The organism is Vibrio pectenicida, assembly GCA_024347015.1.
GTDB classification, from domain to species: domain Bacteria; phylum Pseudomonadota; class Gammaproteobacteria; order Enterobacterales; family Vibrionaceae; genus Vibrio; species Vibrio pectenicida.
In genome coordinates, this window is the sequence record AP024889.1 from 2,693,632 (window position 1) to 2,715,584 (window position 21,953).

The following is a 21,953-nucleotide window of genomic DNA, read 5'->3' on the forward strand; positions in this document are numbered from 1 at the left end:
TACCAGTAACGAAAAGGCTATAGCCCTTAATTTAAAGGGCTATAAGGACTTAGAAGCTAGCTTTTACTGCATCAGCAATTTTAAGTGCCGACGTTTGAACAATAGCTGCATCCTCACCTTCGACCATTACACGGATCAAAGGTTCGGTTCCTGATTTTCGTAATAAAACTCTACCTTTATTGCCAAGTTCTGCCTCTACCGCCTCTACCGACGATTTGACTTCGATAGATTCTAATGGATTAGAGTCGCCAGTAAAACGTACATTTTCTAGGACTTGAGGGTATAATTTCATTCCTTGTGTCAGTAGATGAAGAGGTGTTTTATTACCAACAACTGAAGCTAAAACTTGTAAAGAGGCAACAATCGCATCGCCTGTTGTCACCTTATCGAGCAGGATAATATGACCGGAGTTTTCAGCACCAATTTTCCAACCTTTATCCAAAAGCTGTTCCATTACATACCTGTCGCCCACAGCTGCACGAACAAAAGGAATTCCAAGTTCTTTAAGGCCAATTTCCATGCCTAAATTAGTCATCAATGTGCCAACAACTCCACCTTTTAGGTCTCCACGCTGCATCGCATCTCGAGCAATAATATAAGCGATTTGGTCTCCATCCACTTTATTACCTAAATGATCGACCATAATGATACGATCACCATCGCCATCAAACGCCAAGCCCAAATCGGCTTGCTCTTCGATGACTTTTTTCTGTAAGGCAGTGACATCCGTCGCTCCAACTTGGTGATTGATATTTGTACCATTAGGCTCAACACCCATGGCTATAATTTCAGCACCTAATTCACCAAATACTGAGGGCGCGATGTGATAAGTTGCCCCATGAGCACAGTCGACGACAATTTTTAATCCAGCCAGGCTAAACTCAGAGGGGAAAGTACTTTTACAAAATTCAATGTAACGACCTGCGGCATCATTAAGACGGCTAGCTTTACCTAATAGAGATGATTCTACACACTCTATCTCTCTATCCAATTCAGCTTCAATAGCAAGCTCAATACTATCTGGGAGCTTAGTCCCTTCAGAAGAGAAAAATTTAATCCCATTGTCATAATATGGGTTGTGGGAAGCTGAAATTACAATCCCTGCTTCTGCACGAAACGTTTGTGTTAAATATGCTACAGCGGGAGTTGGCATAGGCCCAGTCAAGGTTGCGTTTAACCCAGCAGCAGCAAGGCCAGCCTCAAGTGCCGATTCCAGCATATAACCAGAGATTCGAGTGTCTTTACCAATGATAACTTTTTTGGTTCCCTGCTTGGCTAATACACGCCCTGCAGCCCAACCTAACTTCAAAACAAAATCAGGGGTAATAGGATACTGCCCTACATGGCCACGAACGCCATCGGTACCAAAATAGCGTCTTTTATCAGACATATTTGTTCCTTACGAAATTTTTGATCAATGTTGTTTTTTCACCATTGAAACGACTTTCATCGCATCAAGTGTTTGCTCGAAGTCATGCACTCTAATAATTTGTGTACCTTTCATCGCCGCCACAGTTGCACAAGTTACGCTAGCAGCAACACAATCAGCCGGGGCTTTATCTAGTAATTTAAATAACATAGATTTACGAGACATCCCCGCAAGTATCGGTAAACCGAATTCATGAAAACGTTCAAGATTAGCCAATATATGATAGTTATGCTCTAACGTTTTGCCAAAGCCAAAGCCAGGATCAAGAATCAGTTGATTCCTATCAATACCCTTGGCTTCACAAGCTGCAATACGTTCCTGGAGAAAATTACCTACATCTGTGAGTAAGTCTTGGTATTGAGGATTTGCTTGCATCGTACGTGGTTGACCTTGCATGTGCATCAAACAAATTGGCACTCCAGATACTGCAGCTACCTCTAACGCACCTGGCTCTTGTAAGGCTCGGACATCATTAATCATGTCTGCTCCAGCCTCTACAGCTTGGCGCATAACTTCTGCTTTGCTAGTATCGATAGATATCCAAACATCAAATTGTGCTCGAATAGCTTTAATCACGGGAATTACCCGCGCTAGTTCATCTTCTAAGCTGACATCTGGTGCACCTGGACGCGTTGATTCACCACCAACATCAATGATGCTCACGCCACTCTCAACCATTTTTTTTGCTTGTAATATTGCAAGATCAAGCGAGTTGAATTTCCCGCCATCAGAAAAAGAATCAGGCGTAACATTAAGAATACCCATCACTTGTGGTGTGGATAAATCTAGGGATTTATTATTGGTTGTAATTATCATAAAAAATACAAAACCCCGAGTAATCCCGGGGTTTTCTTATCTACATAAATTTATTCAGTGTCTTTTTTTTCAGGAGCTTGCTCTTCAACAACTTCAGTTGAAGACACCACCTCTTCTTCAGTTAAATCTGGCTTAGATTCACTCTGATTTTCATCTTTATTCGCCGACTTATCTGCGTTGTCACCCCACCCAGCAGGTTCTCGAATATCAGACTTACGCTCCATTAAATCATCAATCTGACCTGCATCAATGGTTTCATACTTCATCAAGGCATTTTTCATGGTATGCATAATATCCATGTTATCTTCAAGAATCTGTTTAGCTCGAGCATAATTTCGATCGATGATTTTACGTATTTCATTGTCGATGAGTTTAGCAGTATCTTCTGACATATGTTTAGTCTGAGTAACACTGCGTCCAAGGAATACTTCGCCCTCTTCTTCTGCGTAAAGCAATGGACCAAGTTTTTCCGAGAAGCCCCACTGAGTTACCATCTTACGAGCAATGTCTGTCGCACGTTCGATATCATTCGAAGCACCTGTGGAAACTTTATCGGCTCCATAGATAAGCTCCTCGGCCAACCGGCCACCATAAAGGCTTGATACCATTGACTCTAGATGCTGGCGAGACATGCTAACGCGATCTTGTTCCGGTAGATACATAGTCACACCAAGTGCTCGGCCACGAGGAATAATAGACACTTTGTATACGGGGTCATGTTCTGGTACTAAACGGCCAACAATTGCATGACCTGCCTCGTGATAAGCGGTTGACTCTTTAGTCTCTTCCGACATCACCATAGAACGGCGCTCAGCACCCATCATGATTTTGTCTTTTGCTAGCTCAAACTCAACCATAGAAACATTGCGTTTATTACCACGGGCCGAAAATAGTGCTGCTTCATTGACTAAGTTAGCAAGATCAGCACCAGAGAAACCGGGTGTACCACGCGCAATAAGAGACGGCTCGACATCTCCAGCCAAAGGCACTTTGCGCATATGAACTTTAAGAATTTGCTCACGACCACGGACATCTGGTAACCCAACAACAACTTGACGATCAAATCGACCAGGGCGAAGCAAGGCAGGGTCTAAAACATCAGGTCGGTTTGTGGCTGCAATGACGATAACACCTTCATTACCTTCAAACCCATCCATTTCGACCAACATTTGATTCAGTGTCTGCTCTCGCTCATCATGACCACCGCCGACACCAGCACCTCGTTGACGGCCAACTGCATCAATCTCATCGATAAAGATGATGCAAGGCGCAGCCTTCTTAGCCTGTTCGAACATGTCACGCACACGCGAGGCGCCTACACCAACAAACATCTCAACAAAGTCAGAACCGGAAATAGTAAAAAATGGGACTTTCGCCTCACCAGCAATAGCTTTGGCGAGAAGAGTTTTACCCGTACCAGGAGGGCCAACCATCAATACGCCTGTAGGAATTTTACCTCCTAGCTTCTGGAATCGACTCGGGTCTCGCAAGTAATCAACCAACTCTTTCACATCTTCTTTAGCTTCATCACATCCAGCTACATCTCCAAATGTAGTCTTGATCTGCTCTTCACTCATCATGCGAGCTTTGCTCTTACCAAAAGACATGGCACCTTTACCACCGCCACCTTGCATTTGGCGCATAAAGAATATCCACACTCCGATAAGTAAGAGCATTGGGAACCAAGAAATAAAGATAGTGCTAAGTATACCTTGCTCTTCTGGAGGTGTACCTTGCACTTTCACATTCTGGTTAATCATGTCATCCAGAAGCTTCTGATCATATACAGGCATGTAGGTCACATAACGTGAACCACCACCACGGCGAGTGAAAGTGATTTCTTCGCCTTTGAAAGTTGCATCCTGAATTTGGCCTTGACCAACTTCTTTTACAAACGTGGTGTAATCAACTGCTCTACCACTACTGTCTCCAGGGCCAAAACTCTGGAAAACGGACATTAGTACGACTGCGATTACAAGCCATAGAATTAAATTTTTTGCCATATCACTCAAGGTGTAAGCCTCGCGATAAATAATTGTAATTAAAGGTAGGGTACTACAGTTTGTAAACTGTAGCTACAGTGTTAACCTCTGCTTGATAAAGCAAATAGTTAACCTTTGTAACCAGTGGCTACAATAAACACTTCTCGGGAACGAGCCCTAGAAGAATCAGGTTTGCGGATTTTCACGATTTTAAACATATCGCGAACATCTTTAACGTATTGATCGAAACCTTCGCCCTGAAAAACTTTCACAACAAAACTACCATTGGGCGCTAGAACTTGTCGACACATATCTAGAGCCAACTCAACCAAATACATAGCTCTTGGTTGATCAACAGAGTTATTACCCGCAATATTAGGCGCCATATCGGACATAACTACATTCACCATAGATGGTTTAATTTTATCCAACAAAGCTTCTAGTACCGAATCTTCACGAAAATCCCCTTGGAGGAAACTTACACCAGCAATGGGATCCATCGGCAGCAAGTCACAAGCAATGATCTTGCCTTCATCACCTACTATCTTAGCAGCATATTGAGACCAACCACCTGGAGCAGCACCTAAATCAACCACTGTCATCCCTGATTTGAGAAGTTTATCTTTAGATTGAACCTCTTCCATCTTGAAATAAGCTCGGGATCGGTAGCCTTTCTTACGAGCTTCATTTGCAAACTTGTCATCAAAGTGCTCTTTCAGCCAACGACCAGAACTCGCTGAATGTTTCTGTTTACTCATCCAAATCCTAATTGATAAGGGGCCACTATGCCCAATAAATTATAGTCTTCAGGGTTAGATGGCGTTAAAATGGTATTTTTCAACCCTTGTAATAAAGAAAATTGGCCGCGTAATGAACTTAAGCACCAAACAAAAGCAGCACCTTAAAGGCCTAGCACACAGTTTAAAACCTGTAGTGCTTATGGGCGCAAATGGACTTACTGAAGCTGTTCTGGCGGAAATTGAAATCGCTCTTAACCACCATGAACTGATCAAAGTTAAAATAGCGAGTGAAGATCGCGAAACAAAAAATCTAATCGTTGAAGCCATCATACGTGAAACAGGTGGAGAAAAAGTGCAGGTAATTGGTAAAACCCTTGTACTATATAGGCCAAGTGAAGAACGTAAGATAGAGTTACCTCGTAAATAACTGGTGTTAAATACAGTACAGCTACCAAAAAGAAAAAGGTCGCGTTATGCGACCTTTTGAATTTGTATATGGGAAAATAGCTTCCAGATCACCAATTCTCTTGGTACTACCTAGTATGTATTCTTATTTAAACATACTGAACACTGCCAATTTCAAAGTCACGATCGCCGCCAGGGGTAGAAATAACTACTTCGTCACCTTCCATTTTACCTATCAATCCTCTGGCAATAGGCGAGCTAACCGAAATACGCCCAGCTTTGATATTCGCCTCATCATCACCAACAATCTGGTACGTTTTTTCATCTTCGGTATCACAGTCTATTACGGTTACTGTCGAGCCAAAAATAACCTTGCCTGTGTTATCCATTCTTGAAACATCAATCACTTGAGCTACAGATAACTTGTACTCAATATCTCTAATCTGAGCCTCACAAATTCCCTGTTCTTCACGAGCAGCATGATATTCCGCATTTTCTTTGAGATCGCCTAATTCACGCGCTTCTGCAATAGCTTCAGAAATTTGAGGACGAAGCTTGAGTAAGCGGTCTAATTCTTCACGCAGCATCTGTTCACCGCGTACTGTCATTGGGACTTTTTCCATGTTTTACCTCATTGCCAAAGCTATCTTTGGACAAAACGAAACCACCCAATCAAGTTGATGGGTAGCGAATTACTGGACAATTTCCTCTAGTGTAAACAAAGTTAGCGACTAAATCACCTGAATTCATCTCTAGCGTTAGCTAAGTTATAAATAAAGGAATTTCATTAACTAAATCCACAGTTTAAACCTACTTACACCACCCATCTCTTGGTAAAAAAAACTAAATTATACAAATGTAAAATCACGCAAATAAAAACAAAATTAATCTTTTAAAACAATATCTTGATCTTTTTTTACCCAGAACAAACCAGCGTTAAAAAATTGTATTTATATCTTTTTACTAACTCTTCATGGAACTTTGGCGTTACAACAACAACCAGCAAAAACTCTATGGCTCTAGTTGCGTGCATGGGTTGTCATTAGGCTATGCACTCAAAACCATAGAATGGAAGAAAAATGGAAAGGGTAAAAATAATACACTCCCTTCTAAAAACTATGTATGGACAGTAAATTAGGACCAATAAGATGAACAAAACTCTAATCGCTCTAGCAGTTTCAGCTGCCGCAGTTACTACTGGTGCAAATGCAGCAGAAATTTACAACCAAGATGGTAACTCTATCGAACTAGGCGGTCGTGCCGAAGCACGTTTAGCACTAAAAGATGGCAAGGCAGAAGATAACTCACGCGTACGTCTGAACTTCTTAGGTAAAGCCCAAATCACAGAGAGCCTATACGGCGTTGGTTTTTATGAAGGTGAATTTACAACTAATGAAGACGGTAAGTCTACAGACAGTGGAGATTCAGATCTGACTAATCGTTATCTATACGGTGGCATTGGTGGTACATTTGGTGAAGTCACTTATGGTAAAAATGAAGGCGCTTTAGGAGTAATCACTGACTTTACCGATATCATGGCTTATCACGGTAACTCAGCGGCTTACAAAATTGCTATCGCAGATCGTTCAGACAATATGGTTTCTTACAAAGGTCAATTTGAGAACCTAGGTCTAAAAAGTAGCTACCGTTTTGCTGACAGCAAAGAAGATACCACTAATGGTGGTTACACTGATAACGATGCGGACGGCTACTCTCTATCTGCAATCTATGCAATCGGTGAGACAGGCATTAAACTGGGTGCTGGCTACGCAGATGGTACAGAATTTGTAAAAGATTCAGCTAACTCTGCTCAATATAATAAAACTGAGCGTAACCAATATATGCTAGCCGCTTCCTATACTATCAATGACTTTTACTTCGCAGGTAATTTCGTTGATGGTGAAGACCAAATAAAAGGCCAAACTGATACAACGGATCTGACTGGTTACGAATTTGCAGCTGCTTATACTATGGGCCAGACCGTCTTTACCACTACCTACAACTACCTTGAAAGTGATACATCAGGCACGTCTAAAGACGAAAAAGATAATGTCGCTATCGATGCAACATATTACTTCAAGCCAAACTTCCGTGGTTATATCTCATATAACTTCAACCTGCTTGATGAAGATACTACGAAAAACATCACCAAAGCAGATGCTGAAGATGAGCTAGCACTTGGTCTACGCTACGACTTCTAACTTTACGTCAAATAATACAGTCTTATTACGCCCGCTTATAGCGGGCGTATTTTTTACTGGCTATACTGGCTTTTCATCTTTAGGTCATGTGGCTTTACTCTATGCATCTTTCCAAATTGTTTTTAATATTTTTTGTTTGTTTTCTTTCATTACCAATTTTTGCTTATATGCCAGCAGAACAATTACCTCAAGGAAGCCGAGCCAGCCTTATCATTGAATCTCTCAACCAGCAAGATATTTTATTTGATACACAAAATAACGACATCTTTTTCCCACCAGCCAGCACACTAAAACTGGTGACAGCTTTAGCAGCAAAGCTTGAGCTCGGAGACAACTTTCGTTATGAAACGCGGCTTGAGAAAATAAATAAAGACATTGTTGTCCATTTTTCCGGAGACCCAACACTAACCACAGAGGACTTAAAGCAACTGTTTTTAATTGCAAAACGTAATGGGTTAGAACAAATAGACGGAAATATATGGCTTGATAATAGTGCCTTTACTGGTTATGACCGAGCCGTCGGTTGGCCGTGGGATATACTTGGTGTTTGCTATAGTGCCCCAGCGACAGCCATTACTCTCGATGGTAATTGTGTCCAAGCTTCAATATACACACAGGATGATGGGCAAACCAGAGTCTATGTACCTGAACACTTTCCTGTATACGTTACAACTCAGGCATCAAGCGTCACCAAAGATCACCAAGAAAGTACACAATGCAGTCTCGAATTGGTCACTTCTCCTAATAATCACTATCAATTACAAGGCTGTTTGATTAAGCGCTCCAAGCCTTTGCCATTAAAATTTGCCGTCCAAGACCCTGAACTCTACACCCAACGCATGCTCAGTAATATGCTGAGTCAAATAGAGATTCCATTTTCTGGTTCAGTTAAGATAGGCACTGCAACGGGGGGATTCCAAGCAACGTCAAGCCAAACAACTTCAAACCTAGCAACCCATCACTCCTTACCACTAATCAATCTTCTGACTACTATGCTCAAAGAGTCTGACAACCTGATTGCGGATAACCTAACCAAAACCTTAGGCGCAAAGTTCTATATTCAGCCCGGTAGTTTTAATAATGGTACGCAAGCTATCAAGCAAATCATTTTCGCACATACCGGAATAGATTTACGCGATATCCCTATGGCAGACGGATCTGGACTCTCTCGTAATAATCGATTTTCTAGCCTTACTATGGCAAAGATTTTACGTCATATATGGCTCAATGACGAACAACTACAGCTAATTAGTTTAATGCCAACATCAGGAGAGTCAGGAACACTCAAATATAGGCGCAGCATGCGAAAGGAACCTATAAAAGGTCAAATTGTAGCCAAAAGTGGTTCATTGTATGGTAGCCACAATATGGCTGGTTTTGGGCTAAATCATTCAGGAAAACCGTCCACATTGTTTGTGCAATACATTGCAGATTATTTCCCTGAAAAGAAAAAAAACGACAGTCCTCCAACTATCGCTCCAATTACCCAATTTGAGGAAATGTTCTACCGAGATGTTGTTAGTTTCAGTCAGGCAATTCCTAAAAAGTGATTCACGACATTAAAAAAAATCCACATACCTGATATATCAACAATCGATGCTAATACTGGACTCACTAGAACCGCTGGGTCCAGTTTGCAGACTCTGGCTAAAATTGGTAACAATCCTCCCAGAGTTGTCGATAAAGTAACTTGAATAAATAGTGCGACAGCAATCGCTATAGCAATTGAACTCAGTGCAAAACCTCCCGTTGAGGCATTACCACTGAACAACATAACTCGGACAATAATCACGATCGCAATCGCGAGTGCCAAAAAAACAGCTATTCGGCCTTCTTTCCAAAAAACAGCTAGCCATTGGCGCTTCCTAAGCTCTCCTGTCGCTAAAGCTCTAATAACTAAAGTAGCAGCCTGACTTCCTGTATTACCTCCGGCTGCAGCAATTACAGGCATATAAACAGCCAATAAAACGAGCTGGCTCAAGGTGTCTTCATATTGGGCAATAATAAGCCCAGAGACAATACCTAGCAATGCTAGTGATACAATCCAGCCAATGCGCTGCTTAACATGATTTAGTACCGATGTTTTTAAATAGCTATTAGAAGTCTCAACTTCCGAGTGAATAAAACCTAACTGGTGTGCATAATGACGTGCCAATTTATCGTGCCCGTCGTTTTCAAGCATAGTAATTAGCTGCTGTACGTACCCTACAGAGCAGTGCTGCAAAATAGCGACGGCTTCTTCAATACGCATTACAGTTAATAAATGCACCTGCTTATCTTGTTCGTATTGCAAAAAAGCATTGCGAACAGATCCAATTTCTTGCTTAGAAAAACAGGCAGTATTTTCAATATATGTATTGCTCATTACCTTCATGGCGAATCTCCCGATTAGCAATAGGTAACGACCATCAAGTTATAACAATCTTGAAAGTAGTTATCACAGACTGGTAGCAACTTAGATTCTAGAAAGAAAGGAGAAAAACTTGAGGTTTACTTTAGAAAGGAGATCCCCTACCGCATGGTAGAGACATTAATAATCAACACCGATGCTAGCTTATTTTTCTCCCTCCATACTAGGAGGATGGTCGATATTGTTCATAAAAAACTCCAAATAAACTGCCAAGATGACAGCAGGGTAATGATAACAAAGAGTCGTATTTATTGCATTTAATTCTGTGGAAATAATTCCAATACTTACCATATTCCGTGTAAAAAAAGCGCCAGAACGGCACTCTCTTTACAAGGATGATGACTATTTTATCGTGATTCGTGCAAACTTACGCTTACCGACTTGGAAAACATAAGTACCTAACTGTGGCAAAAACTTAGCGTCGCCAATTTTTTCACTATCTATTTTTGCTGCACCTTGTTTTACCATTCTCATTGCTTCGGAAGTCGACGCACATAACCCAGCTTCTTTTAGTAGATTACTAACAGGCAACCCTGCATCAAATACAAATTCTGGCATTTCATCTGGGATCTGGTTCTTAGAAAATCGATTGACGAACTCCTGCTCTGCTGCATCCGCATCAGTTTCACTATGAAAACGTGCAATAATTTCTTTAGCAAGTAGAACCTTTAAATTACGCGGATTCTCTCCTTCTGCAATACTGGCTTTGAACTGAGCGATTTGCTCTAATGGACGAAAAGAAAGCAAGTCATAGTAGCTCCACATCAAATCATCCGATATAGACATGATCTTACCGAACATCTCACTTGGCGCATCATTTATGCCAATATAGTTGTTGGCAGATTTAGACATCTTCTTTTCGCCGTCAAGACCAACAAGTAAAGGCATCATCAATACAGTCTGAGGCTTCTGTCCATTCGCTTTTTGTAGCTCACGCCCCATCAACAAATTAAATTTCTGATCTGTACCACCGAGCTCTACATCAGTTTCCATTGCAACCGAATCCCAGCCTTGAAGTAGAGGATACATAAATTCGTGGATAGCAATAGGTTGACCACCAGCATAACGCTTTTTGAAATCATCACGCTCAAGCATACGAGCAACAGTTTGATTCGCAGCAAGACGAATCATACCTTCAGCACCAAGTTCAGATAACCACTCAGAATTAAACTGAATCTTAGTCTTGGTTGGGTCTAGAATTTTAAAAACCTGCTCTTTATATGTTTCAGCGTTGCGGATGACATCCTCACGACTTAATGGAGGGCGTGTAGTATTCTTACCCGTCGGGTCACCCACCATAGCGGTGAAATCTCCGATAAGGAAAGTAACGTCATGGCCAAGCTCTTGAAACAAGCGTAACTTATTGAAAATAACCGTATGACCAAGATGAATATCTGGTGCCGTAGGATCTGCGCCCAACTTAATTCGTAGGGGACGATTCTCTTTTAGCTTTTCTATCAGCTCTTCTTCAGGAATTAGCTCTTCAGCGCCGCGTTTAATCTCGGCTAATGCAGCTTCAATACTCGCCATTCTTGTTCACTCCCACAGATTTGGCAAAAATTTAGTAATTTACCATATTACTTGAATAGCGAGGATTTTTGAAACCAGTTAGACTAAACAGGTAACTATATTGGCTAATTTTTTTAAAACGAACATAACATGCTGTCTATTTTCAATCAGATCCCATCAATACACAGAGCTTTTATTACTTTATTTAGTGCATTAATCATTATTGTACTGCTGCTCCCTTCACCTCGAGATCTGAGCTCGGAGAAAAAACTCTATCAGCTCGGTGAATACTACCCAGTTGATATAGATATCAGCTCATTAATAGCATCAAGCTCAGCCAACACAAGGGCTGGGTTACGCTGGGAAAAACATACCATTGGTTCTGGCGACACTATGGCTTTACTCTTTCAAAGAGCTGGCCTTTCGCCTCGACTTTTATATCAGCTTACAACATCAAATAAAGACATAAAAAAACAACTAACCCGTATTCGCCCAGGTGATACGTTTTTATTTGGTTTTGACATTAATAACCAATTAGTACAAATCTCCCATAAAATCAGTGCCTACGAAACTTTTTTGATCACTCGGACTGAAACAGGGTTTAACTCTAAACTAGAGAAAAAGGAAGTACACTATCAATACAACTATGCTGAAGCCGATATTACTTCAAATTTTTGGAATGCTGCGGTCAGTGCAGGTTTAACGGCCAATCAAATTATGGAGCTAGCTGGTATTTTTGGCTGGGATATTGACTTTGCCCTCGATATCCGAAAAGGGGATCATTTTGAGATTCTCTATCAAGACCGTATAGTTGAAGGCGAAGTAGTAGGTCAAGGAAAAATCATTGCGGCAATTTTCACCAATCAAGGTGATACATTTAAAGCCATCTTGAATGACAAAGATAACAATTACTATGATGAAAGTGGTAGGGCGATGCGAAAAGCCTTCCTCCGTTCACCTGTAGATTTTCGTCGTGTTTCATCGAACTTTAACCCTCGTCGTCGTCACCCCGTGACTGGCAAGGTTCGTGCACACCGTGGAACCGATTATGCAGCTCCTGTAGGTACCCCCATCTGGGCGGCTGGTGATGGCATCGTCCAAAAATCCAGTTATAACCAGTTCAACGGTAATTACGTATTCATTAGGCACAGTAATACTTACATTACTAAATACCTACACTTAACAAAACGCAAGGTAAAAACAGGCCAACGTGTAAAACAAGGTCAAACAATAGGTACTCTTGGAGGAACTGGAAGAGTAACGGGGCCACATCTTCATTACGAGTTTTTAGTCAATGGCGTCCACAAAAACCCGAGAACTGTGAAACTGCCTCAAGCGAAATCATTGAGAGGAAAAGATAAGCTAACCTTTATTGCCAATGCGAAACTTAGATTAGATAAGCTAGACCGTTACGGTAAGTTACTCGCCACCCGATAAACTCATTGTATCTCCCGAACTTAATCGTTTAAGTTCGGGCACTCTTAACCTTCGTATCGACTTCAATGGCATGCTCACGGCCGAGCATCAAAAGACAAGGTGTTAGAATTAGCGTCAGTAATGTTGCGAACGCTAAACCGCCAGCTACAGCAGTCGCAAGCTGTGACCACCATTGTGTACTGGGTGCACCAAATTCAACTTTTTGATTAATCAAGTCAATATTCATCTCTAAAACCATAGGCAATAAACCTAAAATTGTAGTTACCGTTGTCAGTAAAACAGGTCTCAAGCGCTGAACACCAGTACGCAAAATCGCATCACGCTTTTCCACACCACGCTTCACTAACTGGTTGTAAGTATCAATTAATACAATGTTGTTATTAACCACTATACCAGCTAACGCAATCACACCAATCCCAGACATAATCACACCAAAAGGTTTCTGGAAAATAATTAGGCCAATAAGAACACCAACAGTAGAAAATAGCACTGCGCTAAGAATTAAAAATGCCTGATAAAAGCTATTGAACTGAGTCAGTAAAATTAGCGCCATTGCAACTAATGCAATCAAAAATGCTTTCTGTAAAAAAGCCGACGAATTTTCCTGCTCTTCATTCTGGCCACGTATTTTGAATTCAACTCCACTGGGTAATTCTAACTCTTTCAACGCTAAGCCTATCTTAGGTAGCTCTAGTGTTAAATTATAACCTTCTTTAATATCAGCAAAGATATTAATCACTCTATTACCATCCACCCGTCGAATTGTATCTTGTTTGGTGCTAGGGATAATGCTAGCAAAATTAGTAATTGGTACCATGCCAGCAGCCGTCTTCACTCTCAACTGATCAAAACGGCCTATATCTCTTTTCTCTTCAGGATACCGCACTAAGATATCCACCTCTTCTGTAGCATCATCTGGCAGATAATCGCCAAGCTTAAGGCCATTGGTTACAAACTGAACAGTATTGCCTACCAAGGTTGCATCAGCAAGAAACCGGGAAGCATCATCACGACGGATATCTATCTGCCAATCTATACCACCTTTACTAGAAGTATCACTAATATTGGTAAAAGCTGGGTAGGTACCCACCCACTGGCGAACGGTTTTAGCCCCAATATCAAGTTCATCATGGACCTGAGAGGAAAGTTCTATAACTAAATCATGCTCGACAGGAGGACCTGCATCTGGGAATTTATATTCAATCTCAATCCCTGCATACTGGTCCGTTGATTGTTTTAATTGCTCAATAATTGTTTTAATCTTACGGCGATATTGCCACTCAACAGGAGTAATTTGAATTTGACCTATCTCATCATCACCTCCTGTCTTGGTATAAACACTTTCAAACTCATCATGTTCAAGCATTACAGACTCTATATCACGCATGATAAAATCTTTTTCATTAAGCGACAGATCACCATGTGAACGAACTTTAACAGTAAAAAATGGAGGGTCCACTTCGGGAAAGAACTCTGCACCCAAACCCGATTTTGCATAAACCCAACCAACAAGAATTGCTAGTACAATTGCACTGAAAAAAATTTTAAGTGGGTGATGAAGTGTTCTATCCAAAATCTGATAATATCGCTTGGTTAAGCCTGTTGCTTTAGAAAAGTCACCATGATCAAGAGCAAGCATTATCTCACCTTGCTTTTTTGTCACCTGTTGTGGCTTTCCAAATAAACTGCCCATTACAGGTACAAACAATAGTGCCATGGCTAATGATGCGGACAAAGTAGCAATTAATGTCAGCGGCAGATATTGCATAAACTCCCCAGTGATATTAGGCCAAAAAAGTAATGGTGCAAAAGCGGCCAATGTAGTGGCAGTTGACGCCGTAATAGGCCAAGCCATGCGTTTGGCAGCCTCTCTATAAGCATCTCTACGCATCATTCCTTCTTGCATGCGTCTATCCGCAAATTCGGTAACAACGATTGCACCATCTACCAACATACCAACAGCCATGATTAATGAAAACAACACAACAATATTGATTGTTAGACCAAATACAGCAAGAACCAATAGACCAGTAAGGAAAGAGCCAGGAATAGAAATCCCAACTAAAAGTGCGGTACGCACGCCAAGAATAGCAATAATAACGACTACAACGAGAATGATCGCTGATAAGATGTTGTTCTGTAAGTCGTTAAGCATCATTTTGACATCTTTAGATTGATCCCAAGTGTATTTAACTTGCAGATTATTAGGCCAAGCTTGTAGTTTTTGTGCCTCAATCAATATTTGCTTGATCAAAGCCACTGTTTCAATAATATTTTCACCTGCTCGCTTCTTTACATCCAAAACAACAGCAGATTGGCCATCTAAACGAGCGTAACTTTCTGGGTCTCTAAATGCTCGCCGAACTGTCGCTACATCCCCAAAAGTAACTACTTGTTTACCGTCTACTTTTACTGGCAATTCAAGCACATCTTTAATCGAATCAAAAACTGAAGGTACCTTGACTGCAAATCGTCCATATCCTGTATCAACAAAGCCAGCCGCAACCACTCGATTGTTCAAAGTAATTAGATTGTAAATATCAGACTGATCAAGGCCATAACTTTCCATAAGCAAGGGATCAACTATTATCTCAACGATATCTTCCCTATCTCCCGCAATATCAACTTCAAGAATTTGGCGAAAACTTTCAAGTTTATCTCTCAACTGACGAGCAACCTTCACAGTGGTTCTCTCTGGTACCGCTCCATATAGAACCACTGTTAGTGCTGGTTCTTGTGATGCAAAAGTGACTTCATTTACTATAGGCTCATCACTATCTTCAGGAAGTTTAGGCTTAGCCAAATCGACGGCTTCACGTACATCTGCCATCGCTTTATTCAGGTCTACCCCTACACTAAACTCAAGCATCACTGAGGCGTGTCCCTCTGATGCGGTAGAAGTCATCTCTTTTACTCCCTCAATCGAACGAAGCTTTTGCTCAATAGGGCGAGCTAGTAAGCGTTCTGCATCATCGGGGGAAATACCTTGGTGCCCAACGGAGACATAGATAATAGGGATAGTAATATCTGGGCTAGATTCTTTGGGTACAGTGAAATAAGTCGAAACGCCAGCAATTAAAACAAAGACTAACAGAACCAGCATGGTTCTTACTCTAGATAACGCTGCATCAATTAAGGTATACATAGAGTCCCTCTATTTTTTAGCCTCGATAGCAATTACTTTATCGCCATTACGCACAAATCCTTGTCCTATGGTGATGATGCGCACTTTTTCACCCAACCCTGTTAGCCAAACACCGTCTTGCTCTGCTTTTACTAGCTGAACCGGAATAAACTCAACTAAGTCTTCATCCAGAGTTTTTACACCTAGATTGCCAGATTCATCTAAAGCCAGCATTGCCGGCGTCACTTTCACTGCCAACTGTTGCTTTAAATTCAGTTCAACTTGTGCACTAACACCCGCTGGAATTCTTTGCTGCGGGTTTGGTAGGAGGATCTCTATCGGAAAAGTGTTGGTCGTAGCGGAGGAAAATCGCGAAATATAGCGTATTTTCCCTTCAGTTCTCTGGCCATCAATAAAGGTGACCGATGCAGTTTGTTGGATAACCAAATCTTGAATATGCCGCTCACTAACGTCAGCTTCAATCACAATTTGGCTGAGATCAATTAAGGTGGCAACCGGATCACCAACGCCAACAAAATCACCCAGCTCTATATACAAGCGCTCAACCACACCATTAAAAGGAGCTATTACTGCTGTATTTCTAAGAGCAATTTTTGCATTCCTTAAACCAGCTCTAGCTTCTATTAAATCTGCCTGTGCTTTACTGAAAGCAACTTCCCCTTGCAATCCTTTGTTTTTCAGTGACTGTACTGCCTTGTGTTCTTTTTCCCTTACTTTAAGCAAGGCTTCAGCCCGTTCTACCTGAATGTCCAGATCCCGTTTATCAATTCGTGCAATTGCTTGTCCTTTGGTCACTGTCTCGCCTTTTCTTACAGCGAGCGCAACTATTTTCCCGGCAATTTCTGCACCAAGCTTGGCTTGCTTATCAGGCGCAGTTCTCCCATATAAATCAATCGACTTTTGAGTTGGATGAGCTGTAAATGTTTGGAATACTACCTTTGCCTTCGGATTTTCATCTTGATTCGTAGATATCAAATCTTCTTTAGCTTTAAGACTACCGAGCCCCAACCAAACAGATAGAACAAAAATAATAGTTAATGAGATAATGTAGGGTCTTGCTGAAAGAAAGTGGAAAAGTGACAATCCGCTCATAACAATCCTTTGCTGATAATATGCAACAGATACAATTAGCTCAGGATATAAATGAACCACTAAAAAATAAAATAACCTTAGTCAGTAATTTAGCCAAGGTCTCAGTTATTAGCTATCAGAAACGATTTGCCTTTGAATTTTTGCATTGTATAGAAAGCTAAAAATAGAAAGCTTTTTACTCTTAGTTTTCTGGCTCACAGCCAAGAAGAAAATTAGATCGTTAGAAACTAAAAAGCCGCGGCTGAGCGCGGCGTATATAAAAATAAGGCTTCACACGCTAAATGAAGCACCACAACCACAGGTCGTCGTCGCATTTGGGTTGCTAACGAAGAAACGTGAGCCTTCTAGCCCCTCAGTATAATCCACCTCTCCCCCGACTAGATACTGTAAACTCATAGGGTCAACGACTAAAGTAACGCCGGTATTGACGATTGTCGTATCGCCCTCATTCACATTCTCATCGAATGTGAAACCATATTGAAAACCGCTGCAACCTCCGCCTGTAATATACACTCGCAACTTGAGGTTAGGATTTTCTTCTTCAGCAATTAATACTCCGACACGTTTGGCGGCAGCATCTGAAAAAGTTAGTGGAATATTGACTTCACTCACGACGACCTCTCTCACATTTCAATCCAATAACCATTGGTAGTATCGGATAGATTATTATTTTTTAATCCTCTTATTATCTAATACCTGAGTTATCCGTTCAAGTATTCACCACCTAAGTCGATTTATTTTCGTCAAATCACGGCCTTAGTGCTGAAAAAACACCCATACCATAGTGCAAAATGTTTCATGAAGTGCAATGGACAGGTACAATACACACCAAAATTGGTCCAAAGTAATCAACATGAGGATGTATCCATGACCAAATCAGCGGAGCTTTACGAAAAAGCACAGAAAATCATTCCTGGTGGTGTCAATTCCCCTGTACGTGCTTTTAACGGTGTTGGCGGAGCACCCATTTTTATAGAGCGTGCTGACGGCTCGTTAATTTTCGATGCTGATGGCAAAGCCTATATCGATTATGTAGGCTCTTGGGGCCCAATGATCCTTGGCCACAACCATGCAGTAATACGTGAGGCGGTGATTGAGGCCGCTCAAAAAGGCCTAAGTTTTGGAGCTCCAACAGAAATGGAAATCCAAATGGCCGAATTAGTCTCTAAATTAGTTCCATCAATGGAACAAGTACGTATGGTAAGCTCAGGTACGGAAGCAACAATGAGTGCGATTCGCCTAGCTCGTGGCTATACAGGCCGAGATAAAATTATCAAGTTTGAAGGTTGTTATCACGGCCATGCTGACAGCCTACTCGTCAAAGCAGGTTCAGGCGCTTTAACTCTCGGACAGCCAAGCTCACCAGGCGTCCCCGCAGACTTTGCAAAACATACTTTAACTGCTAGCTTCAATGATTTAAATTCAGTGAGTGAACTCTTTGCAGCCAACAAAGGGGAAATAGCCTGCATTATTGTTGAACCTGTGGCTGGTAACATGAACTGTATTCCTCCAGTTGAAGGATTCCATCAAGGACTGCGTGAGTTATGTGACCAAGAAGGTGCTCTATTGATATTTGATGAAGTAATGACTGGATTTAGAGTGGCTTTAGGCGGAGCTCAAGGTTACTACAAAATCACTCCTGACATTACAACACTTGGTAAAGTTATCGGTGGGGGAATGCCAGTTGGAGCATTTGGTGGGAAAAAAGAGGTTATGCAACACATAGCACCAACTGGTCCTGTCTATCAAGCAGGCACTCTATCTGGTAACCCGATTGCAATGGCAGCTGGTTATGCATGCCTAAACTTACTAAAAGAAGAAGGCAACGAAAAAGCCCTTGAAACCAAAACCCGCCAACTAGCTATAGGTTTCAAAGCTCTGGCTGAGCAGCATGGCATTCCACTTGTGGTCAATCAAGTTGGAGGTATGTTTGGTTTTTTCTTCACAGAACAAAATCAGATTACTAGCTATCAAGATGTAGCTAAATGTGATGTTGAGCAATTTAAGCGCTTCTTCCATCTCATGCTTGAGCACGGTATTTATCTTGCTCCTTCAGCATTCGAAGCAAGCTTTACGTCTTTAGCTCATGGAAGTAAAGAAATTGAAGCAACACTAGAAGCTGCGGATCGATGCTTTGCTATTTTAGCCAAAGAAGCCAGATAGTTTTCTATTCAATTAGGATCTGCCAACCTTTTATGATTTTTGAAATAAAAGGCTGGTAGTTCCTAACAAATGCTAGTTCCAATAAACCGCAGCCAACATGCTCAGTAAAGCGACTATTAACCAAAACCAGGGGACGTTTCGCTTGGCTCTGCTGTCATCACAAGGCTTTTCTTCATTACAACATCCCATAAACAACGCCTCTACAGATAACATTTTGATTTTACGTTGAAGACTCAGCTTTTTATAGCCATTATACCTACATCATAGTGAATATTTGGATAGCAAACGTGTCAGGAAAACTTAAAATCACATCGAGTCAATGGGTAATCATTATTGCTCTGCTAGCCGCTAGCTTCGCCTGTTTCTTGCTAGTTGAACCCTATATAAACTCTATTGTAATGGCTTTCATCATATCACTTCTGATGTTTCCCGTTCATGACAGGATTGAAAAGCGCTTAACAAATCATAGAAATCTAGCTTCGCTGCTCTCTTGCACATTACTTACTGTCATCATAGTACTACCTCTATTATTCGTTTTTGCTGCAATAGTACAACAAGGATCAACATTTTCACAAAATGTATACCAATGGGTGACACAAGGAGGCATACAAACCTTGTTTGATCATCCTTCCGTGGTAAAAGTACTCTCTATTATCAATACATATCTTCCTTTTGATGAGATTAAACCACAAGAAATCGGCCAGAAAGTTGCACAATTTGCAACATCATTTGGTTCCAACTTAGTTGGTTTTAGTGCCAAAATCCTCGGTGATGCCACCAGTTTTCTGCTCAACTTCTTTTTAATGTTGTTTGTATTATTCTTTTTGCTTCGCGACCACGACATAATTATTTCGGCACTTCGTCATATCCTCCCTCTATCTAGAAGCCAAGAAGATAAACTGCTTGATGAAGTAGAGAAAGTATCTAAATCTGCCGTTATGGGCTCTTTTATGACAGCTATTGCCCAAGGTTTTGCTGGTGGGCTCGGGATGTGGTTGGCGGGCTTTCAAGGACTTTTTTGGGGAACGATGATGGGATTTGCTTCTTTTATTCCCGTAGTCGGTACCGCTCTTATTTGGATACCCGCAGCTATCTACCTATTTTTAACTGGTGATACAACCTGGGGCATTTTTCTGACAATTTGGAGCATTGCCGTTGTAGGCTCAATCGATAACATACTAAGGCCACTTTTAATGCAAGGCAGTGCAGGTATGAATACCCTAATGATTTTTTTCTCCTTACTTGGGGGGTTACATCTATTTGGCCTAATTGGACTCATCTATGGCCCTCTAATTTTTGCTATCACCATGGTGCTGTTTAATATATATGAAGAAGAGTTCCAAGTTTTTCTCGACGAGCAAGATCAAAACTAAAAACACTTAACAGCAAACTTCAAGATTATGGGAGATTATGCGAAAATCTCCCATCTTTTTTTTCTAGAGCCCATTATGTCTGTCTATATTGCACCAAGCCAAATTGCTCAGCGACAACTTACCTATTTCTCAGGCAAGCATGTTCTCGTTGCTGGAGAATTAGAAGATCAATTCCCAATTGAATTAACCAACCACTGCCAATCCGTCACTGTTTTTACCACTAACTACAGCTATTATCGTCAGCTTAAATCTTGCGAAAAAATCTCCACAATGTTTGGTGCTGAGTTCGATAAGCCAACTCAAGCCGATATGATCTTGCTCTACTGGCCGAAAGCCAAAGCCGAAGCTGAATTTTTGCTTACTATGCTGCTAAGTAAGTTAGGAGCGCACACTGAAGTCGTCGTCGTTGGAGAAAATCGCTCAGGCATAAAAAGCGTTGAGAAGATATTTAAGCCTTTTGGCCCAATCAAAAAAGTCGACTCTGCCAGACGTTGCTCCTTCTATTTGGGAAAATGTATTGAGCCACTAGCAAGCTTTTGCATACAAGAATGGTTCAAGGAATATACCGTTGAATATAGAGAGCAGAAGCTTGTAGTAAGAAGTTTGCCGGGTGTTTTTAGTCACGGACAATTTGATATGGGTAGTCAACTATTACTCGATACTCTACCTACGCTTAGTGGAAAAGTACTCGACTTTGGCTGTGGTGCAGGTGTAATAGGCAGTGTACTAGCAACCTTGAACCCTACTATCGAGTTAGAAATGTGTGATATTAATGCATTAGCGGTTGAGTCAAGTATCTCAACGTTGGCAGCAAATGGTCTCAAAGGAAAAGTGTTTGCTTCAGATATCTACTCTGACACCAGCAATGATTATCAATTTGTTATCAGTAATCCTCCTTTTCATTCTGGCTTAGAGACCGATTACAATGCGACTGAAGCTTTATTAGCTAAAGCTCCTGAATATCAGAAAACCAATGGTCAATTATTCATTGTGGCAAACAGTTTTCTTAAATACCCACCAATTATCCAGCAAGCTTTTGGTAATTGTGAGACGATAAATAAGACCAATAAGTTTGCTATTTACCACGCTAAGAAGTAACTTTTGAGCTCAATACTAGTCAAATATTGAGCTTAATTTCATTTCCCCGTAAAAAAATCCGTTTAATTCCACGCTTTGCATTAAACTTACTTGCCAAAGTAAAAAAACTCGTTAATTTTGTCATTCTAAATAATTTACGTTTTTTCATGAGCA

General features: G+C 41.1%; 17 protein-coding genes. 7 read left to right on the forward strand and 10 right to left on the reverse strand.

Annotated elements, in window-relative coordinates:
- Positions 1-49: 49 nt before the first annotated feature.
- The 4 genes from glmM to rlmE all read right to left on the reverse strand — a co-directional run bounded on the left by glmM (position 50) and on the right by rlmE (position 4,985).
- On the reverse strand, positions 50-1,390 hold the full coding sequence (glmM, locus tag OCV27_RS12325) for a phosphoglucosamine mutase (protein WP_125323088.1): 1,341 nt from the start codon (positions 1,388-1,390) through the stop codon (positions 50-52).
- Between the two features lie 24 nt (positions 1,391-1,414).
- Positions 1,415-2,245: a dihydropteroate synthase gene (gene folP, locus OCV27_RS12330; RefSeq protein WP_125323087.1), complete on the reverse strand. Its 831-nt coding sequence runs from the start codon at positions 2,243-2,245 to the stop codon at positions 1,415-1,417.
- Positions 2,246-2,295: 50 nt separating this feature from the next.
- Complete coding sequence (gene ftsH / locus OCV27_RS12335) at positions 2,296-4,248, reverse strand: ATP-dependent zinc metalloprotease FtsH (protein WP_171359813.1); 1,953 nt, start codon at positions 4,246-4,248, stop codon at positions 2,296-2,298.
- Between the two features lie 107 nt (positions 4,249-4,355).
- A complete protein-coding gene (gene rlmE / locus OCV27_RS12340) occupies positions 4,356-4,985 on the reverse strand; it encodes a 23S rRNA (uridine(2552)-2'-O)-methyltransferase RlmE (RefSeq protein WP_125323085.1) in 630 nt (209 codons plus the stop codon).
- Positions 4,986-5,097: 112 nt separating this feature from the next.
- On the opposite strand from rlmE, the gene yhbY reads away from it, so the two are divergent.
- Positions 5,098-5,394 (forward strand): ribosome assembly RNA-binding protein YhbY, encoded by a 297-nt coding sequence (gene yhbY / locus OCV27_RS12345; protein ID WP_125323084.1) that lies wholly within the window; start codon positions 5,098-5,100, stop codon positions 5,392-5,394.
- A gap of 127 nt (positions 5,395-5,521) precedes the next feature.
- Here the strand turns inward: yhbY and greA are convergent, their stop codons facing one another.
- Positions 5,522-5,995 (reverse strand): transcription elongation factor GreA, encoded by a 474-nt coding sequence (gene greA, locus OCV27_RS12350; protein ID WP_125323083.1) that lies wholly within the window; start codon positions 5,993-5,995, stop codon positions 5,522-5,524.
- A 525-nt stretch (positions 5,996-6,520) separates the two neighbouring features.
- Here greA and OCV27_RS12355 point away from each other — a divergent pair.
- Positions 6,521-7,573 (forward strand): porin, encoded by a 1,053-nt coding sequence (locus OCV27_RS12355; protein ID WP_125321436.1) that lies wholly within the window; start codon positions 6,521-6,523, stop codon positions 7,571-7,573.
- A 101-nt stretch (positions 7,574-7,674) separates the two neighbouring features.
- Positions 7,675-9,123, forward strand: coding sequence for a serine-type D-Ala-D-Ala carboxypeptidase (dacB, locus tag OCV27_RS12360; protein ID WP_125321434.1), 1,449 nt, complete (start codon positions 7,675-7,677; stop codon positions 9,121-9,123).
- On the opposite strand, the gene OCV27_RS12365 is transcribed toward dacB, so the two are convergent.
- Both OCV27_RS12365 and tyrS read right to left on the reverse strand, forming a co-directional pair.
- The gene (locus OCV27_RS12365; RefSeq protein WP_125321432.1) at positions 9,102-9,947 is read right to left on the reverse strand and encodes a magnesium transporter; all 846 of its coding nucleotides are present in this window, start codon (positions 9,945-9,947) and stop codon (positions 9,102-9,104) included. The two genes, dacB and OCV27_RS12365, sit on opposite strands and share 22 nt — an antisense overlap.
- Positions 9,948-10,325: 378 nt before the next feature.
- Positions 10,326-11,513 carry a tyrosine--tRNA ligase gene (gene tyrS, locus OCV27_RS12370; protein ID WP_125321430.1) on the reverse strand — a complete coding sequence of 396 codons (1,188 nt, stop codon included), beginning with the start codon at positions 11,511-11,513 and terminating at the stop codon, positions 10,326-10,328.
- A 129-nt stretch (positions 11,514-11,642) separates the two neighbouring features.
- Here tyrS and OCV27_RS12375 point away from each other — a divergent pair, with 129 nt between their 5' ends.
- A complete protein-coding gene (locus OCV27_RS12375) occupies positions 11,643-12,929 on the forward strand; it encodes a peptidoglycan DD-metalloendopeptidase family protein (protein ID WP_125321428.1) in 1,287 nt (428 codons plus the stop codon).
- A 28-nt stretch (positions 12,930-12,957) separates the two neighbouring features.
- Here OCV27_RS12375 and OCV27_RS12380 read toward each other — a convergent pair whose 3' ends face one another.
- The 3 genes from OCV27_RS12380 to erpA form a co-directional block, all read right to left on the reverse strand.
- On the reverse strand, positions 12,958-16,074 hold the full coding sequence (locus tag OCV27_RS12380; protein WP_125321426.1) for an efflux RND transporter permease subunit: 3,117 nt from the start codon (positions 16,072-16,074) through the stop codon (positions 12,958-12,960).
- A 9-nt stretch (positions 16,075-16,083) separates the two neighbouring features.
- The gene (locus OCV27_RS12385) at positions 16,084-17,166 is read right to left on the reverse strand and encodes an efflux RND transporter periplasmic adaptor subunit (RefSeq protein ID WP_125321424.1); all 1,083 of its coding nucleotides are present in this window, start codon (positions 17,164-17,166) and stop codon (positions 16,084-16,086) included.
- Between the two features lie 270 nt (positions 17,167-17,436).
- Positions 17,437-17,778: an iron-sulfur cluster insertion protein ErpA gene (erpA, locus tag OCV27_RS12390; RefSeq protein ID WP_125321440.1), complete on the reverse strand. Its 342-nt coding sequence runs from the start codon at positions 17,776-17,778 to the stop codon at positions 17,437-17,439.
- A gap of 255 nt (positions 17,779-18,033) precedes the next feature.
- On the opposite strand from erpA, the gene hemL reads away from it, so the two are divergent.
- The 3 genes from hemL (at position 18,034) to rsmC (ending at position 21,800) form a co-directional block, all read left to right on the forward strand.
- Positions 18,034-19,329 (forward strand): glutamate-1-semialdehyde 2,1-aminomutase, encoded by a 1,296-nt coding sequence (gene hemL / locus OCV27_RS12395; RefSeq protein ID WP_125321422.1) that lies wholly within the window; start codon positions 18,034-18,036, stop codon positions 19,327-19,329.
- 287 nt (positions 19,330-19,616) lie between these two features.
- Entirely contained in the window at positions 19,617-20,702 is a 1,086-nt protein-coding gene (locus OCV27_RS12400) for an AI-2E family transporter (RefSeq protein ID WP_125321420.1), read from the forward strand.
- Between the two features lie 75 nt (positions 20,703-20,777).
- Positions 20,778-21,800 (forward strand): 16S rRNA (guanine(1207)-N(2))-methyltransferase RsmC, encoded by a 1,023-nt coding sequence (rsmC, locus tag OCV27_RS12405; protein ID WP_125321418.1) that lies wholly within the window; start codon positions 20,778-20,780, stop codon positions 21,798-21,800.
- Positions 21,801-21,953: the final 153 nt, after the last annotated feature.

Coding starts and splice junctions, on each gene's coding strand:
- glmM (WP_125323088.1), bottom strand. CDS start 1,390: ATGTCTGATAAAAGACGCTATTTTGGTACCGATGGCGTTCGTGGCCAT.
- yhbY (WP_125323084.1), top strand. CDS start 5,098: ATGAACTTAAGCACCAAACAAAAGCAGCACCTTAAAGGCCTAGCACAC.
- OCV27_RS12355 (WP_125321436.1), top strand. CDS start 6,521: ATGAACAAAACTCTAATCGCTCTAGCAGTTTCAGCTGCCGCAGTTACT.
- rsmC (WP_125321418.1), top strand. CDS start 20,778: ATGTCTGTCTATATTGCACCAAGCCAAATTGCTCAGCGACAACTTACC.
- OCV27_RS12375 (WP_125321428.1), top strand. CDS start 11,643: ATGCTGTCTATTTTCAATCAGATCCCATCAATACACAGAGCTTTTATT.
- rlmE (WP_125323085.1), bottom strand. CDS start 4,985: ATGAGTAAACAGAAACATTCAGCGAGTTCTGGTCGTTGGCTGAAAGAG.
- hemL (WP_125321422.1), top strand. CDS start 18,034: ATGACCAAATCAGCGGAGCTTTACGAAAAAGCACAGAAAATCATTCCT.
- OCV27_RS12380 (WP_125321426.1), bottom strand. CDS start 16,074: ATGTATACCTTAATTGATGCAGCGTTATCTAGAGTAAGAACCATGCTG.
- folP (WP_125323087.1), bottom strand. CDS start 2,245: ATGATAATTACAACCAATAATAAATCCCTAGATTTATCCACACCACAA.
- dacB (WP_125321434.1), top strand. CDS start 7,675: ATGCATCTTTCCAAATTGTTTTTAATATTTTTTGTTTGTTTTCTTTCA.
- greA (WP_125323083.1), bottom strand. CDS start 5,995: ATGGAAAAAGTCCCAATGACAGTACGCGGTGAACAGATGCTGCGTGAA.
- ftsH (WP_171359813.1), bottom strand. CDS start 4,248: ATGGCAAAAAATTTAATTCTATGGCTTGTAATCGCAGTCGTACTAATG.
- tyrS (WP_125321430.1), bottom strand. CDS start 11,513: ATGGCGAGTATTGAAGCTGCATTAGCCGAGATTAAACGCGGCGCTGAA.
- OCV27_RS12385 (WP_125321424.1), bottom strand. CDS start 17,166: ATGAGCGGATTGTCACTTTTCCACTTTCTTTCAGCAAGACCCTACATT.
- OCV27_RS12365 (WP_125321432.1), bottom strand. CDS start 9,947: ATGAAGGTAATGAGCAATACATATATTGAAAATACTGCCTGTTTTTCT.